This is a genomic window from Actinopolyspora lacussalsi (genome assembly GCA_030803735.1).
Classification (GTDB): Bacteria; Actinomycetota; Actinomycetes; order Mycobacteriales; family Pseudonocardiaceae; genus Actinopolyspora; species Actinopolyspora lacussalsi.
The window spans coordinates 737572-753228 of the sequence record JAURUC010000001.1 but is presented as its reverse complement, the minus strand read 5'-3'; the positions used below and the strand labels follow the sequence as shown (position 1 = coordinate 753228).

Below are 15657 nucleotides of genomic sequence, written 5' to 3'. Positions count from 1 at the left end.
TTTCCGTCTTCGGAATCCCGACTCATTCCGACGGGTGAAAACGGTCACAGAATACGTCCGCGCGCATCACCGTCAACGGGCTCGTGCGTCTCCCGTCATGGAGGTGTGATCATGACAAGTGAACTCAAACATCACTGGCAACCCGCCGAGAAACAACGGCACGCCATCGCCGGTCCGCTCCCCGGGGGTAAGCAGCACGACGAGGGGGAAAGGCTCGACACGTTGTGCGGAAAGCGGGTCGTGGCGGCTGCCTCGAACGAGCTCAACTGGCTGTGGCCCACCTGCGACGCGTGCATGGACGTGGCCAAGGAACGCGTCGGAGCGACCGCATGAGCAGAACGATAGCCGTCCGGTACCGGGCGGGGCTCGTTGGTGAATCGCAGCGACAGGTCCATCTCTGCACCCTCGACGACGATGACGCGACGGAGCACGGCGAGCTCCCGGAGCACTGGGCAACCCACTGTGGACTGCGCATCCCGGACACGGTGGCCGAGACGGCGGACCGACCGGCGGGCATGCCATGTCTGCCGTGCCTGATGCTCACCGCGTCACCGCGGGAAGCGGCAACGACTATCGTTCCCGGTCTGTCACACGGTTCCGACGCACCGGACCGACCGGCCGAGTGAAATCGTGCTCGATCACGATATGAGAGCACGGGACCCGCGAGGACGACGTCCTCAACGGACGCGGGCCAACGACACCGCGAAGTCCCCGGCCCGATCGGTCCACCACTCGACCGGTTCGAACCCCGCTTCGGCCAGTTCGGAGTCGACACGTTCCCTCCGGAACTTCGCCGAGATCTCGGTCTCGAGCACTTCACCGGCGGCCAGCTCGATCGTGGAATCCAGTTCGGCCAGCCGCACCCGCATGGGGCGGGGAGCGCGCAGTCCGATCTCGATCCGTTCCCGTTCCTCGTTCCAGTCGGCGAGGTGCTCGAACTCGTTCACCGGGAAGTCCGCGTCGAGCTCACGATTGAGCACGCGCAACACGTTGCGGTTGAACTCGGCGGTGATTCCGGCGCTGTCGTCGTAGGCACGCCGCAACCGTGCGGGGTCCTTGACGAGATCGGTGCCGAGCAACAGCCACTCCCCCGTCGACAACGCCTCCCGAACGGTGCGCAGGAATCGCACCCGCTGGTGGTGACGCATGTTGCCGATCGTCCCGCCGAGCAACGCCACCAACCGCGTCCCCTCCTCGGGCAGTGCGGCCAGTGCGGTGTCGAAGTCCCCCACGATCCCGTACAGCGCCGGTTCCGGGTAGTCCGCCGCGATGGCTTCGAGCGCGCCACGCAGGGCGGAGGCCGACACGTCGAGTGGAACGAAGCGACGCAGCGTCTCGTTCTTGCGCATCGCGTCGAGCAGCAGTCTGGTCTTGTAGGAGGATCCGGAACCGAGCTCGACGAGCGTGTCCAAGCCCGTGCGCTCCACGATGTCCAGTGCGTGTGTCTCGAGAATCTCGTACTCGGCCCTGGTCTGGTAGTACTCGGGAAGTTCGGTGATGCGCTCGAAGAGCTCACTGCCGTGGGCGTCGTAGAACCACTTGGGTGGCAGGCGTTTCGGCTCGGCGGTGAGTCCGCCCCTGGCGTCGGCGCGTAGTTCACGCGCCACGTCGGCCTCGGAACGGTGGTTGATCAGTTCGACGGGGCGCATCCGGTTACCTGCTCTCGGAGGTCGGGTTGTCTCGTAGTTCGATGTCCGGCAACGGGGTCAGACTGGTCTCCTCGCGGTCGGCGACGACGAGGTGGCCGTCCGGCACGGCGTGCCACGGCGAGTCCGCCGTGGCCGAACCACCGCGGTGCCCCCGTGCGGCGGCTGGTAGTTCGAAGGGTTCGGACGCGATGACCACCGCGCTGTCGGTCCGGCACACCGACAGCGAGTGCGTCCAGGTGGTGGCGATCAACAGATTCCCGTCGGACAACAGCATGTTCATCCGTGCGTCGGGAACGGCACGGACCACTTCGACCAGCGTGTCGCGCACCGCGTCGGCGGGGGCTTGCCCATCGGAGAGCCGTTGCGACAACAGCGCCCAGACGGCCGCGGAGTCCACCGGTGCTTCCGATGCCAGCAACCGCACCGGGTCGAGCTTTTCGGCCAGTTCGGCCAGCGAGTCCGGCCAGCCGGGCACGGATCCGTTGTGGCTGAACAGCCAACGCCCCGATTGGAACGGGGCGCAGGCCGTCCGCTCGGCCGAAGTCGATCTGGTGGCGGAACGAATCGCGCCGACGAGGGCGTCCGCCGACACCTCGGGGGCCAGCGCGGCGAAGTTCTCGTCCGCCCACATCGGCCCGGCCGCGCGGTATCTGCTGGGCTCGACGCGTTCGGCGCCATACCAGCCGACGCCGAAACCGTCCACGTTGATCGTCCCACCTCGGCGCATGTCGTTCGGCGCCCAGGTTTGTTCGAGCAGGCAGTGGGACGGACGCAGCAGCAGCTCGTCCAACCGCACCGACGGCCCCAGATAACCGACATGTCTGCACATGGCCACGTCCGCTCAGTCGAGTTCGTCCCGCGATGGGGTGCGTGCACAACGGAATCCGGCGAAGATCTGCCGACGAACCGGGAAGTCCCAGTTGCGGAAGGTGGCCCTGCAGGCCGCGGCGTCGGTGCCGAACGATCCTCCCCGCAGCACCTTCTGCGAGGTACCGAAGAAGACTTCCGAGTACTCGCGGTAGGGAAAGGCCTCGAAACCCGGGTAAGCGGCGAAATCGGAGGACGTCCACTCCCAGACGTCACCGATCAGCTGTCCGGCGCCGCACGGCGAGCGTCCGGCGGCATAGGCACCGGCCGGAGCGGGACGCAGGTGCCGCTGGCCGAGGTTGGCCAGTTCGGGAGTGGGTTCGCGGTCGCCCCACGGATAGCGCATGGAGCTCCCCGTGGTGGGGTCGAACCGCGCCGCCTTCTCCCATTCCGCTTCGGTGGGAAGACGTTTGCCCGCCCAGTTCGCGTAGGCCTGCGCCTCGTGAAAGCTGACGTGCACCACCGGTTCCTCGGGGGGAACCGGTTCTATCCTGCCGAACCTGCGGCGCCACCAGGTGTCACCGCTGCGCCGCCAGAACAGCGGGGCGCTCAGTCGTGCGTGTTCGCGGTGTCGCCACCCCTCCTCGCTCCACCAGCGGGGGTGCTGGTACCCGCCACTTTCGATGAAGCGGAAGAAGTCCGCGTTGGTGACCGGGTGGGCGTCGATGCGGAAGTCGGGCACGTGCACGGGGTGAGCGGGGCGTTCGTTGTCCAGTGCCCAGGGCTCGCTGGATGTTCCCATCGTGAAGGTGCCCGCCGGGACGAACACTTCCGTCGACGGCAGCGGGGTTTCGGCCACCGAGGGCGGATCCGGAGCGTGCAGCACGGGATCGCCGCGTCGTAACTGGTGAGTGGCCAGCATGGTCTCGTCGTGCTGCTGCTCGTGCTGCACGATCATTCCGAACGCGAAGGCCCGCTCCACCAGAGGCCTGCCGTCCAGCCGCACCCGGTGCAGCACGTCCTGGGCCTTGTCGCGGACGGTGGCGATGTAGTCGCGTGACTCGTCGGGACCGAGCAGTGGCAGTTCGGGGCGGTCACACCGCGAGTGCTGGAAGGCGTCGTAGAGATCGTCGATGTCCGGTCGCAGTGCGGAGCGGCCACCGACGTCCCGCACCAGCCAGAGCTCCTCCTGACTGCCGACGTGGGCCAGGTCCCAGACCAGTGGCGACATCAGCGGGGAGTGCTGCGCGACGAGATCGTCGTCGTCGACCGCGTCGGTGAGGGCGATGCTGCGCTGCCTGGTTCGCTCCAGCTCAACGGCGACGCGGTTCTTGAGGTCGTCCGGGGTAAGTTCAGCCGATTCGGGGCCGATGGTGCTCACGTCGTCCTCCTGTGGTGGATGGCTCGTTCGCCGCACGGGCTGTTTCGAGGCGCCGTCGTACGGTTTCGGCCACCCGCTCGGCCAGTCCGGCGGGACTGTCGGGAAGAGCTTCCAAACAACGACAGGCCAGGTCGAAAACGGCCTCGGCCGCCCGGGCGAGTTCGGGATCGGCGAGTCCGTGGCGCGCGGCGTCCACCCAGCTGTCAGCGACCGCGGCGGTCTCCTCGATAACCTTGTCCACGGCGGTCTCGCTGCGGAACAGGGCGATCAGAGCAGCGACGGGCAGCATCCACTCGTCCCCCTCCTGCGCGTCGATGTAGCGCACCTCGAAGTAGCCGCGGGGACGTACGGGGGAGAACATGGTGGTCAGGTGATAGTCGAGGTCGTCACGTGTGGGGGCCTCTTCGAGTGAACCACCGATCCATTCGGCGAAGCTGATCCCGTTCGGAGCTGTCCAGTCGCCGTTGTCGCGTCGCAGGCACACCACCGGAACGTCCAACACGTGCCGTGCCCAGTCCGCGGCCGGATCCGCTGTGATCGGCGCGGGGCGCGTGCGGGGTGGATCGGTGTGCAGCAGGGACCGTGCCCGGGCCGAGGCCCATCCGGTGTCGCCTCCCAGCACGGTGGACGAATTGGCGAACGTCGCGGTCAGGACCGGGCCGAGGGCGTGCAGCGCCGCCCAGCGCGTTCCGAGGCGGTCCCGCTCGCCGATGTCCAGGCACACCTGAATGCCGGCTGTGCTGCACATCATCCGCTTGCCACCACTTCCGATGCGGTCGAACGCGTGCTCCATGGCCGCGTAACGCGCCACCGGGAGCAGTCGACGCGGTGGGCGCCAGGGATCGATACCGCGAGCGCCGAGCACCAGGCCGGCGCGGGCGCACAGTTCGCGGACGTAGGCGATGTCGCCTGTCAGTGATTCCAGCAGTGCGCTCATCGATTCGTGCGCGGCACTGGAGATTTCGATCTGGCCGCCCGGTTCGAGAGTCAGTGCCGATCCGTTCGGCAGTCCGTCGTTCGGGCTTTCCGGGGCCAGTGAACTGGGAGTGTGGGATCCGAGTGCCTGTCTGAGGCGTTCGGGCTCCAGAGGCTTTCGGGGATTTTCGGCATGGTGGACGGTCCATTCGAGTTCGATGCCGAGCAAGCGGGGTGGGCCGTGTTTGAAACACACCGAGGCAACGTAAGCCTCCGCGTCGGCACGGCTCCGCAAGCGCGACTTTGGTACCTCGTGGACCGCCGGGTCGACGGGATCATCCCGATCGATGGGCATGGCCACGTTCCATCACCGCCTGTGTTCTGGTGTTCACGTTGACATTACCGTCGCTCGAGGGGATACGCACCACTTGCGGTCCGCGAGCGGCGACTGCTATGAAACCCCGCGTTCCGCCGCGTGGGCAGGCAAGCCGTAGCGTGGGCAGGCGAGTTCACAAAACGTACGTACGGATTGCGAGAACACCGGCGAGCTGCGACGATCAGTCCATGCCCCGCGTGAGCTCGGACCACCTGCAGGCGCGACGCCGTCAGATTCTGGACGGCGCCCGTGCCTGTTTCGCCAGGTACGGCTACGAAGGTGCGACCGTGCGCAGACTCGAAGAAGCCACCGGGCTCTCCCGCGGCGCGATCTTTCACCACTTCAAGGACAAGGAGTCGCTGTTCCTGGCGCTGGCCGAGGACGACGCGGGCCGGATGGCCGACGTCGTGGCCGAGCAGGGGCTGGTGCAAGTGATGCGCGACCTGCTTTCCGATCCGCACGGCAGCGGAAGTGTTCCCGGCGCGGACTGGCTGGGCACCCGGCTGGAGGTGTCCCGCAGGCTGCGGACCGACGAGGAGTTCCGCGGCAGGTGGGCACAACGCTCCGAACAGCTCACCGCCGCGACCAGGGAACGACTCAACCGGCAGCACCGCTCGGGCAATCTGCGCGACGACGTCGATGTGGACGTGCTCACCGCGTACCTGGAGCTGGTGCTGGAAGGACTCGTCTCGCACCTGGCCATGGGGTTTCCCGCTGACGACATGGACCCGGTGCTGGATCTGGTGGAGGAGAGCGTACGCCGCCACCGCGGCGGCGGGGTGTGATCCGGCGCTCCCCTGCCCGGGCCGGCACGGCGTGTGCGATGCCCCGAACCGCCCGCGGGCGTAATCTCGCCCCCGGCCCGATCGACAACCGCGATCCGACGGGAAGAAGTCGGTCAGTGACGGCAGCCGGAGGCACGCATGTGGAGCGAGTGGTGGAATCGCTTCGTCGCCTCGGACCCCGCACTGCGCAGGTTCCGGACCGCCGTTCGGGTGGTCTCCTCGGTCGCCCTGACACTGCTGGTCATGCTGCCCACGCTCGCGTGGCTGGGGCTGGCGCTGCCCAGCGCGCTGATCGGTGCGATCGTGGCCATCCAGTCCTCGGTGGCGGTCAACGATCCCACCGAGCGGGGCAGACTGATCACCACGCTGTTGATGCCGATCCCGGCCACGATCAGCCTGGGCATCGCCACCGCCAGTCGGCACGTCCCGTTCCTGACGGTGCTGATCTTTCTGGTTGTCATCTTCGCGGCCACCTATGTCCGCCGCTTCGGCGTGCGGTACTTCGCACTGGGCTTCGTGGGGTTCTTCGGCTACTTCTTCGCGATGTTCCTGCGGCCGACCCTCTCTCAGATCCCGGTGATGGGGCTGGCCGCGGTTTGCGGTGCGCTGGCGGCCTGCCTGTTGCGCTTCGTAGTGCTGCGTGACGATCCGCAGGGGGTTCTCGAACGGGGTAGGCGAACCATGCGGGCGCAGGTACACGCGCTGCTGCACACGGTGCGCGATCTGGCCGAACACCCCGACTCGACGAAACGGCGCCGCGAGCTGCAGAATCGCTCGACCCGGCTGAACGAAACCGCGCTGATGCTCGAGGGCACGGTGGAGCAGCTGAACGGTATCGACGAGGTGGGCAGAAACCGGCTTCGACAACGCCTGCTCAATGTCGAGCTGGCCGCGGAGAACCTGCTCACACCACTGACCAGAGCGATCGATCACCCTTCCGGAGCCGTTCCGGCACTGACGCCGTTGCTGCACGTGCTGCGCACGGACCCCACCGAGTTCCGGAAAGCGGCCAAGCGTGTCGCCGAGGAGCTGGAACGGCAGGGGTCGGCCGAACTGGCCATGACGGTGCGCAGACTCGGATCGGCGATGGCCGAACTGGCCGAGGCGACCTCCGAGCTCGGCAGTGACTACACCGCGGACGAGTCGACCTCCGAACAGCCCGAGAGCGCCGAGACCGAACGGGACACCGACGAGCAGGACGAACCGTCGGACTCCGAGACCGGACTCCGACGCCCCGAGGTGCGGACGGCGGTTCAGGTGACCGCGGCAGCGGCGCTGGCCATCGTCGGGGGGCAGCTGGTGTCGCCGAACCGCTGGTACTGGGCCGTGATAACGGCGTTCGTGGTGTTCATCAGCGTCAACAGCCGCGGTGAGCTGCTGGTACGTGCCTGGCAACGCACCGCGGGCACACTGTTGGGGGTGCTGGCCGGGATTCTGGTGGCCTCGCAGGTGACGGGATATCTGGCCACCGAACTGGTGCTGATCCTGCTGTGCCTGTTCCTCGCGTTCTACTTCATCGGATACTCCTACGCCGCCCTGACGTTCTTCATCACGACCGCACTCGGTCTCCTCTACGGAATCCTGGGCAGCTTCTCCGTGGCTGTGCTGGAGACCCGACTGGTGGAAACGGCGGTGGGGGCCGCCGCGGGAGTCCTCGCCGCCGTGCTGGTGCTGCCGACGAGCACCCGCTCGGTGGTGCGTTCGCGTTCGGAGGACTTCCTGTTGCGGCTGCGGGACCTGCTTCGCCGGGCCGCGGGGGACGTCGAGGCCGAGGGGACCGTCTCCGGGCTGCGCGAGGACGTGCGGGAACTGGACGACCGGTTCCACCGACTGCGTGACAGCGCGCGGCCGCTGACGGGGCTGCGGATGCGTTCCCAGGGCAGTCGCCTGGAACGCGAGCTGACCATGGCATCCGGTTGTGCCTACTACGTCCGCAACCTCACCGTGGTGCTGGGCAACAGCGCCGAGATGATCGACACGGACACCCGGAGCAGGCTGGTCGAACTGCTCCGGTGCATGGCGGAAGCCGCGGCGGCGCTGGCCGGTCGAGGAACGCGGAACTTCGACGAGATCGTCGAGGACATGCGGGAACGAGCGGAGGAGCTGCACGACATCGCGGAGACCCTGCCGTCCGGGCCCACCTCGCTGCACCGCACGGTCTACCTGCTCGACCGGCTCGGCCGGATCCTGCACGACCTCGGACGGGAGTTCGGATTCGTCGAACGCCGGGAAACCGAACCGGCACGGTGAGGCGTGTCCTCGCTGACGAACGCCTCCCACTGCCGGACCGGAACACCGGGAGGGCCGCATAATGCGCACCATGCACCACGAAATCGAACGACGTATGGCGCTGCGGTTCCACGAGGGGTCGGTGGACGCGGAAACGCATGTCAACATCTCCGCGATCCGGGGTGACGACGGGTGTCTGTGGTTGGCCGGTGACGAGACCGCGACCGTGGAACGAATGCGGCTCGCGGAGGGGGAACACCCGGACTCCTACGGTGAGCAGCGAACCTTCCGGCTCGCCGATCTCGTGCCGCTGCCCGGTCCCGCCGAGGAGGAGGCCGACATCGAAGGACTCGGTCTGAACGGGGACTGGCTCTGGGCGGTGGGCTCGCACAGCCTGGTGCGCAAGAAGATCAAACCCAAACACGACGACACCAAGGCGGCCAAACGACTGGCCAAGGTGCGGGACGAGGTGAACCGGCACGTCGTGGCCAGGCTGGCCGTGGAACGTGACGGGGACGGGTCGCCACGACTGGTGCGGGAGGCATCGGACGGCAGGCGCTCCGCGGTGCTCGGCGCGCGCCGCAAGGACAGCCTGACCGAAGCGCTGGCGGAGGATCCGCACCTGAGCCCGTTCCTGCGGATACCCGCCAAGGACAACGGGTTCGACGTCGAGGGGGTCGCCGTGAAGGGCGACGGGTTGTTCCTCGGGCTGCGGGGACCGGTGCTTCGGGGCTGGGCCGTGCTGCTGGAGATCGCGCCGAGCGAGGGCTCGGAGGCCGGTGAGCTCACCCTGGGTCGCTTCGGCGGCTCCCGCTATCGCAAGCACTTCCTCGACCTCGACGGGCTCGGCATCCGGGACCTGTGCCCGCACGGTGACGACCTGCTCGTGCTGGCGGGGCCGTCCATGGACCTCGACGGACCGATCCGGGTTTATCGCTGGCACGACGCGGCGAAGAGCGAGGCTCCCGAGGTGGTGCGCTCCGAGCAACTGCCGGTGGAACTGGAACTGCCCCACGGGGTCGGTGACGATCACGCCGAGGGGATCTCGGTCGTCTCGGAGTCGGACGGCGAGAAACTGTTCGTGGTCTACGACAGCCCGGCCGAACACCGGTTGACCGCCGAGCACACCGTGCTGGGCGACGTATTCGCCTTGCCCTGACGACCGTGGAAGCACGGCGGCGTGACGAACGCGCCGCGCCGCCGGCACCGACGAACAGGACCGCCCCGCGCAGGCGGGACGGTCCACGGCGCGCCCGGACCAGTTACCCCGGGCATGCGATTCCCGAATCGGCAATCAGTACGACTACAGGTAGTCCGTCCGGTAAACCAGGTGCTTGTACCGGTCGGCGTGCCCGTAGCGAAGGTGCACCTCGTGCTGTGAAGTACCGCAGGTGGGGTGGAGGGTCTCATTGACCTGCCAGACTTCGAACCCGGTCCGCTGCACCACTTTGCCCGCGCGAAGCATGACCCGCTGATTGGGCTGGATCTCCGGTGAGGTCCAGGAGGTACGTGTGGTCGTGGACCACGTGACGTCGAAGCCCACTTCGGCGACGATCGTGACCGCTCGTGTCAGGGCTCGACGAACCGAGCCGGGTCGACACTGCTCCGGCGGTCACTTCGGACGGCCACATGCTCGGCAGCGAACCCGCACGGCTCCTCGGCTCACCCCGCGGCGATCGGACTACAGCACGCCACGCATGTACTTCTTGATCATCGGGACCATCAACGCCAGCACGACTCCCAGGAAGATAGTTACGAGGCCGACACCACCGAAGTACAGGTTCTGGTGATCAGCGGAGTACAGTTTCGTGACCTGTGCGGCCACTCCCTGTCCCAGGGCCGGCGCCAGGAAGTACAGCCCCATCGTCTGCGAGGAGAACGCCTGCGGCGCCAACTTCGTGGTCGCCGAGAGCCCCACCGGGGAGAGCATGAGCTCACCGATGGTCAGCAGCACGAACACGAACACGATCATGAACGGGTTGAGCAACCCCTCGGCGTTGGTGAACAGGCTGGAGAACACCACCCACAGGAAGGCCAGCCCCACGAAGACCAGACCACCCACGAACTTGCCCGGGGTGCTCGGTTGACGCGACCCCAGCTTGGTCCACATCACGGCGAAGAGGGGAGCCAGAATGATGATGGCCAACGGATTGATCGACTGGAACCAACCCACTGGGAAATCGAAGCCGAACACGGTGGTGTCGGTCTGCTGATCGGTGACCACCACCAGTGTCGCGGCCTGCTGTTCGAACAGCAGGAAGAAGATGGCCGTGGCCAGGAAAAGCGGGATATAGGCGATCAGACGGTCCCGCTCCATCTTGGTGATCTGGTTGCTCCTGAACATCACCACGAAGTACGCGACCGGCAGCACCATCGAGATCCCGGTGATGCTGTTGATCAGCCCCGGGATGCCCCACAGGAAGACGGCACCCCCGAGCGCGACCAGGATCAGCACGGCGATGAGCGCGACCCTCGTCAGGACCGCGTTCCTGCGGTCGACGGGCAGCGGGTTGACCGGCTGGCTCCCCACCCCACCGAGGCGACCACGTCCGAGAACGTACTGGATCAGGCCGAGAGCCATCCCGACGGCGGCCGCACCGAAACCCCAGTGGAAACCGATACCGGTCTGCAGGGCCGGAGTCAGGATCTGGCTGATGAAGGCACCGATGTTGATACCCGTGTAGAAGATCGAGAAACCGGCGTCGCGCCGCGTGTCCTCCTTGTCGTAGAGACCACCCACCACATTGGACACGTTCGGCTTCAACAGGCCGGTACCGATCGTGATGAGGCCGAGCCCCACCCCCAGCGCGGTTAGACCACCGGGAACGGCCATCGCGATGTGCCCGAACATGATCAGCACGCCGCCGTAGAAGATGGCGCGTTGCGAGCCGAGAACGCGGTCGGCCAACCAGCCACCGGCCACGCCGGTCAGGTACACCGAGGAGCCGTAAGCCAGGACCAGCGGTACCGCGATCCTGTTCTCGTCCAGTCCCAGGCCACCGTCGGCGACCGCAGTGTAGAGATACAGCGCCAGAATGGCACGCATCCCGTAGTAGGAGAAGCGCTCCCACATCTCGGTGAAGAAAAGCGTGGAAAGCCCGGGAGGTTGGCCCAAGAAACCTCTCCCGTGTGGCTCGTTCGTAACCGTGGAGGTGTTCACGATCACGTCCTCTCGTACGCGTGGCACGGCGGCTGTGGCCACCTGACAACTTGCGGCAGGATACGCACTTCTTCGCAGGCCACGAGTACCGGGTCCATCAAAGGTGTGACGTCTGGATGAGCAGATGTTTCACAGGTGGACAATCCCGGGAAACCGGGATCCACCCCTGTTCGTGCGAGGGATGTGGCACGTTCCGGGAGTCACACTCCCGGTACCGACCGTGGTTGCCACGCAATGGATATACTCACGCTATGTGATCGAACTCACCGGGGCTTTCGACGACCGCCACGGGACGCGGCGGCCCGCGCTCCCGCGAGCGGGAGACACGGAACGCCGGGCCCCGGTACGCCCCACGCTGTCCCGGCTTCGCACCCCGAGGACCATTGTGCGAGCCTTCGAATCGCATATCAGCGGCACCCTGGACGACGCAGAGCCATGGAGCGGAGATGGAACTGTTGCCCGCACACCGGGCGGCGATGCGCGAATTCGACAATCGTGTTCGCCGCACCGGAATCGATCAACTGGACAACGCGACCCCGTGCGGCGAGTGGCGAGTACGCGATCTGCTCAACCACCTGGTCAGCGAGCAGCTGTGGGCGCCCTGGCTGCTGGAGGGGCACACGCTGGAACAGGTCGGCGACCGGTTCGACGGTGACCTGGTGGGCGAGGACCCGCAAGCGGCGTGGGACAGGGCCAGTTCCGCGGCACGAGCGGCCTGGGACAACGCGAAGCTGTCCAGCCGGGTACACGTCACCGGCGGAAAGATCCCCGTCGAGGACTACGGCTGGCAGATGACGATGGACCTCGCGGTACACGCCTGGGACCTCGCGAAGGGCATCGGAGCCGACACCGGGCTCGACCCGGAACTGGTCGAAGCCGTGCGTGCGGTGTTCGAACCGCACCTGGCGGCGCTCGCCGATTCCGGGCTCTTCGCACCGGCGAAACCCGTGAGCGTCTCGGCGGCCCCGCAGAGCCGTCTGTTGGCGATGCTGGGCAGGCAACCCTGAGAGTCCGCGGCTGATGCCACACCGGAAACGGTGGGAACGGGCCCCGGTTGGGATATCCGCGCCACAGTGGAAGCCATCACGGCTTCCCGCACGGTAGGATGTACGCACCGAAACCGGGACCACCGCCTCCGCTGGGAGAACGCGGCCCCGGTAGTCGACGATCACGACACGACGCAAAAGGAGTGACAGCGTCAGTGCCCGAGGCACACTCGACCGACGGCAGTACCGGGCCGGGTCGAAGACCCGGCTGCTTTGCTACTCACCATCGGCTGCGGCGCCGTAACAGCCAGTCGCGAGGCGGTGGATGATGGACGTTCTACTCGCGATCCTGGGGCTGTTGTTCGTCGGGATGCTCACGTTGGGCACGGCGCTGGCCGTGGCCGCCGAGTTCTCGCTGACCACCCTGGAACGCAGCACCATCGACACCCATGTCGCCGAGGTCGGCGACCGGCGTTCCAGATCGGTACGCCGTGCGCACAGCACACTCTCGTTCCAGCTTTCCGGCGCACAGGTGGCGATCACGCTGACCACCCTGGTGACAGGTTATGTGGCAGAGCCACTGATCGGTGACCTGCTACGCCCGGTCATCACCGCGATCGGGATACCGATGGGTGTGGCCGTTCCCCTGGCCCTCGTGCTCGCGATCTTTCTGGCGACCACGCTGTCGATGGTTTTCGGCGAGATGGTTCCGAAGAACCTCGCGATCGCACGACCACTGCCCACTGCCCGGGCGGTCTCGGGTTACCACGCCACGTTCTCCCGGGTGTTCAGCCTGTTGATCAACAGTATGAACAACAGCGCCAACTGGGTGATCCGGAAGTTCGGCGTCGAGCCGCAGGAGGAACTGCGTTCGGCCCGCTCCCCCGACGAACTCGGTTCGATCGTGCGCTCCAGCGCCGAGCACGGCACGCTCGACGAGGCCACTGCCGAGCTGATGGACCGCTCGCTGCGGTTCGGGGAACGTACGGCCCAGGAACTGATGACCCCTCGGGTGCGGGTCGAGTCACTAGAGGCGCGGGACAGCGTGCTCGAACTGATCGACACCGCACGACGAACCGGCTTCTCCCGGTTTCCGGTACACGGCGACGACCTCGACGAGGTACACGGTGTCGTACACGTCAAACAGGCTTTCGGGGTGCCGCTGGAAGAGCGCGCCGGAACCTCGGTGGGTTCGCTGACACGACCGGTGCCCACGGTGCCGGAGAGCCTGGACGGTGACGCGCTGCTGGAGCGGCTGCGCGGTTCCGGGTTGCAGATGGCGCTGGTGGTCGACGAGTACGGCGGCACGGCGGGAATCGTGAGCCTGGAGGACGTCGTCGAGGAGATCATCGGTGACGTACGCGACGAGCACGACCGACGTGAAGTGGCCGCCGTGCGACGCACCGGAGGTTCCAGTTGGAACATCTCCGGACTGCTGCGGTCGGACGAACTCGAAGAGGCCACCGGCTTCACCATGCCGGAAGGTGACTACGAGACGGTGGCGGGTTTCGTGCTGTACCGGCTGGGCCGCATCCCCACACCGGGCGACCGGATCCAGCAGGACGACTGGAGTCTGACGGTCACCGGCATGGACCGGCACCGCATCGCCGAACTGCGGCTGCAGCATCGTTCCCCTGACCTCGGCTCCAGACAGCCGTCCTCGAACGCAGAACCGCAACGGGAGGTGTCACGATGAGCGACGGCACGGCCATCGGACTCACCGTGCTGCTCCTGCTGCTCAACGCGCTGTTCGTGGGAGCGGAGTTCTCCCTGCTCTCCTCGCGCAGGGACCGCTTGGAAGCACTTCGCGAGCAGGGAATACAACGGGCGAACACCGTCATCAGAGCCAGCCAGGAAGGCTCGCTGATGTTGACCAGCGCCCAGCTCGGCATCACGCTCTGCTCGCTGGGACTGGGCAGGTTGGGCGAGCCGGCCGTGGCACACCAGCTCGAACGGCTGCTGGGCCCGATTCCGGTGCCCTCGGTGCTGATACACGCGGTCTCCTTCGCGCTCGCGCTCGCGCTCGTGGTCGTGCTGCACGTGCTGGTCGGCGAGATGGTTCCGAAGAACCTCGCGATCGCCGATCCGGAGCGGTTGGCGCTGTGGCTGGTTCCCGCTCTGGTGGGCTTCGTCAAGGTTGCCCGGCCGTTGATCGCGCTGTTCAACATGCTGGCCAACCTGGTGCTGCGTGTGCTGCGGATACAGCCCAAGGAAGACCTGGAGACCGCCTACACCTCCTCCGAGCTGGCGGAGCTGTTGGTGGAGTCCCGACGCGAGGGACTGCTGGACCAGTCCGAGCACCGCAGGCTGGCCCAAACGCTCTCCTCGGTGGAAAGCACCGTCGGTGACGTCCTCGTTCCGCTGCACGACCTGACCACGCTGCCCGGTGACCCCACGCTGACGGACGTGGAGAACGCCGTCTCGTCCACGGGCTTCTCCCGTTTCCCCGTTCGCGGCGAGCGCGGCAAGCTCGTGGGGTACCTGCACGTCAAGGACGTGCTGGACCAGGCGGGAAGTTCTCCGCGCACCTTGGTCCCGAGCTCGCGGATCCGCACGCTGCCCACCGTGCGGGCACGGGCGAGGCTGGACGATGCGCTGACGGCGCTGCGCCGAACCGGCAGTCATCTGGCCACCGCCATCGACGACGGCGGGAAACCGCTCGGCGTGGTGGCGCTGGAGGACCTCGTCGAGGAGTACGTCGGCACCGTCCGCGACGGCACCCACGTGGCCTGACCAGGCTCCGGGCGCTTTCCTCGGGAAGCGCCCGGAGACCCGTGGGCGATTCGTGGGAGCGGGGCCAGAGCACGGAACGGGTCCAGAACACCCGGTGATGGAATCCGGGTTCGTACACCCCGCGCTCGTTGGTGTCGCTCGGTTCGGCCTTGCTTTGAACGGCAACCCCCGACAGCCTCTGGTGACCCCGGTGCCGGGTCGCCGTCCGTTTTCGCCGTGAGGTTTTGAAGCCGCCGGGACCGCGGGTCGGTTTTGGCGGGGGCTCGGGTACCGTGTGGACCCGTAAGGCTGCGAGCCCCCCTGATCCGGGTACGTCGCGTGTTCGACACAGTTCTCCCGGATCGAGGGGGAGGTGAAGCTTCTCGGTATACCGGAATTGTGACTTCGGAGCTTCACCCCGCGCGGGGTGTTACACCCGCGCCGAGCCGGGGGTTACGGGCAGAGCCACGGTGATGGGCGGAGTGCCCGAGCATGAGCGTCAGGGCTTACCAAGTACACGGCCGGGTTCGCCTAGATCGTGCGTTGCCTGACGCGCGGACTTCACCCCATCTAACGGGGAGCCGCACGGCTGTGAACCGTGGCCAGGACTTGTATCCCTACCCACGCGCTGCCTGGGGTGCGCGTGGCGGGAAGCCT

Annotated in this window: 14 protein-coding genes; 8 read left to right on the top strand and 6 right to left on the bottom strand. The window is 67.0% G+C overall.

Annotated features, from left to right (window positions below):
• Positions 1 to 111 precede the first annotated feature (111 nt).
• Positions 112 to 333, top strand: coding sequence for a zinc finger protein (locus tag J2S53_RS03295; protein WP_092631697.1), 222 nt, complete (start codon positions 112 to 114; stop codon positions 331 to 333).
• Positions 330 to 626, top strand: a complete 297-nt coding sequence (locus J2S53_RS03290) for a hypothetical protein (protein ID WP_456239698.1) — start codon at positions 330 to 332, stop codon at positions 624 to 626. The genes J2S53_RS03295 and J2S53_RS03290 overlap by 4 nt, the downstream gene beginning before the upstream one ends.
• 51 nt (positions 627 to 677) lie before the next feature.
• On the opposite strand, the gene egtD is transcribed toward J2S53_RS03290, so the two are convergent.
• The 4 genes from egtD to egtA are packed head-to-tail and all read right to left on the bottom strand — an operon-like array spanning position 678 to position 5107.
• Positions 678 to 1649, bottom strand: coding sequence for an L-histidine N(alpha)-methyltransferase (egtD, locus tag J2S53_RS03285; RefSeq protein WP_456239697.1), 972 nt, complete (start codon positions 1647 to 1649; stop codon positions 678 to 680).
• A 4-nt stretch (positions 1650 to 1653) separates the two neighbouring features.
• Positions 1654 to 2478: an ergothioneine biosynthesis protein EgtC gene (gene egtC, locus J2S53_RS03280; protein ID WP_456239696.1), complete on the bottom strand. Its 825-nt coding sequence runs from the start codon at positions 2476 to 2478 to the stop codon at positions 1654 to 1656.
• A gap of 12 nt (positions 2479 to 2490) precedes the next feature.
• Entirely contained in the window at positions 2491 to 3837 is a 1347-nt protein-coding gene (gene egtB / locus J2S53_RS03275) for an ergothioneine biosynthesis protein EgtB (RefSeq protein WP_456239695.1), read from the bottom strand.
• Positions 3809 to 5107 (bottom strand): ergothioneine biosynthesis glutamate--cysteine ligase EgtA, encoded by a 1299-nt coding sequence (egtA, locus tag J2S53_RS03270; protein ID WP_456239694.1) that lies wholly within the window; start codon positions 5105 to 5107, stop codon positions 3809 to 3811. The genes egtB and egtA overlap by 29 nt, the downstream gene beginning before the upstream one ends.
• Positions 5108 to 5316: 209 nt before the next feature.
• Here egtA and J2S53_RS03265 point away from each other — a divergent pair, with 209 nt between their 5' ends.
• From J2S53_RS03265 to J2S53_RS03255, 3 genes are all read left to right on the top strand, one after another.
• Positions 5317 to 5913: a TetR/AcrR family transcriptional regulator gene (locus J2S53_RS03265; protein WP_092928517.1), complete on the top strand. Its 597-nt coding sequence runs from the start codon at positions 5317 to 5319 to the stop codon at positions 5911 to 5913.
• A 138-nt stretch (positions 5914 to 6051) separates the two neighbouring features.
• On the top strand, positions 6052 to 8163 hold the full coding sequence (locus J2S53_RS03260) for an FUSC family protein (protein WP_456239693.1): 2112 nt from the start codon (positions 6052 to 6054) through the stop codon (positions 8161 to 8163).
• 70 nt (positions 8164 to 8233) lie between these two features.
• A complete protein-coding gene (locus tag J2S53_RS03255) occupies positions 8234 to 9301 on the top strand; it encodes a DUF3616 domain-containing protein (RefSeq protein ID WP_456239692.1) in 1068 nt (355 codons plus the stop codon).
• 144 nt (positions 9302 to 9445) lie between these two features.
• Here J2S53_RS03255 and J2S53_RS03250 read toward each other — a convergent pair whose 3' ends face one another.
• Together J2S53_RS03250 and J2S53_RS03245 are read right to left on the bottom strand one after the other, a co-directional pair.
• The gene (locus J2S53_RS03250) at positions 9446 to 9685 is read right to left on the bottom strand and encodes a hypothetical protein (protein ID WP_456239691.1); all 240 of its coding nucleotides are present in this window, start codon (positions 9683 to 9685) and stop codon (positions 9446 to 9448) included.
• Positions 9686 to 9823: 138 nt separating this feature from the next.
• Positions 9824 to 11308 carry a peptide MFS transporter gene (locus J2S53_RS03245; RefSeq protein WP_456242687.1) on the bottom strand — a complete coding sequence of 495 codons (1485 nt, stop codon included), beginning with the start codon at positions 11306 to 11308 and terminating at the stop codon, positions 9824 to 9826.
• 440 nt (positions 11309 to 11748) lie between these two features.
• Between J2S53_RS03245 and J2S53_RS03240 the strand changes: the two genes are divergently transcribed.
• The 3 genes from J2S53_RS03240 (at position 11749) to J2S53_RS03230 (ending at position 15021) form a co-directional block, all read left to right on the top strand.
• Complete coding sequence (locus tag J2S53_RS03240; RefSeq protein ID WP_456239690.1) at positions 11749 to 12309, top strand: TIGR03086 family metal-binding protein; 561 nt, start codon at positions 11749 to 11751, stop codon at positions 12307 to 12309.
• Positions 12310 to 12616: 307 nt separating this feature from the next.
• The gene (locus J2S53_RS03235; RefSeq protein WP_456239689.1) at positions 12617 to 13984 is read left to right on the top strand and encodes a hemolysin family protein; all 1368 of its coding nucleotides are present in this window, start codon (positions 12617 to 12619) and stop codon (positions 13982 to 13984) included.
• The gene (locus J2S53_RS03230) at positions 13981 to 15021 is read left to right on the top strand and encodes a hemolysin family protein (protein ID WP_456239688.1); all 1041 of its coding nucleotides are present in this window, start codon (positions 13981 to 13983) and stop codon (positions 15019 to 15021) included. The genes J2S53_RS03235 and J2S53_RS03230 overlap by 4 nt, the downstream gene beginning before the upstream one ends.
• Positions 15022 to 15657: the final 636 nt, after the last annotated feature.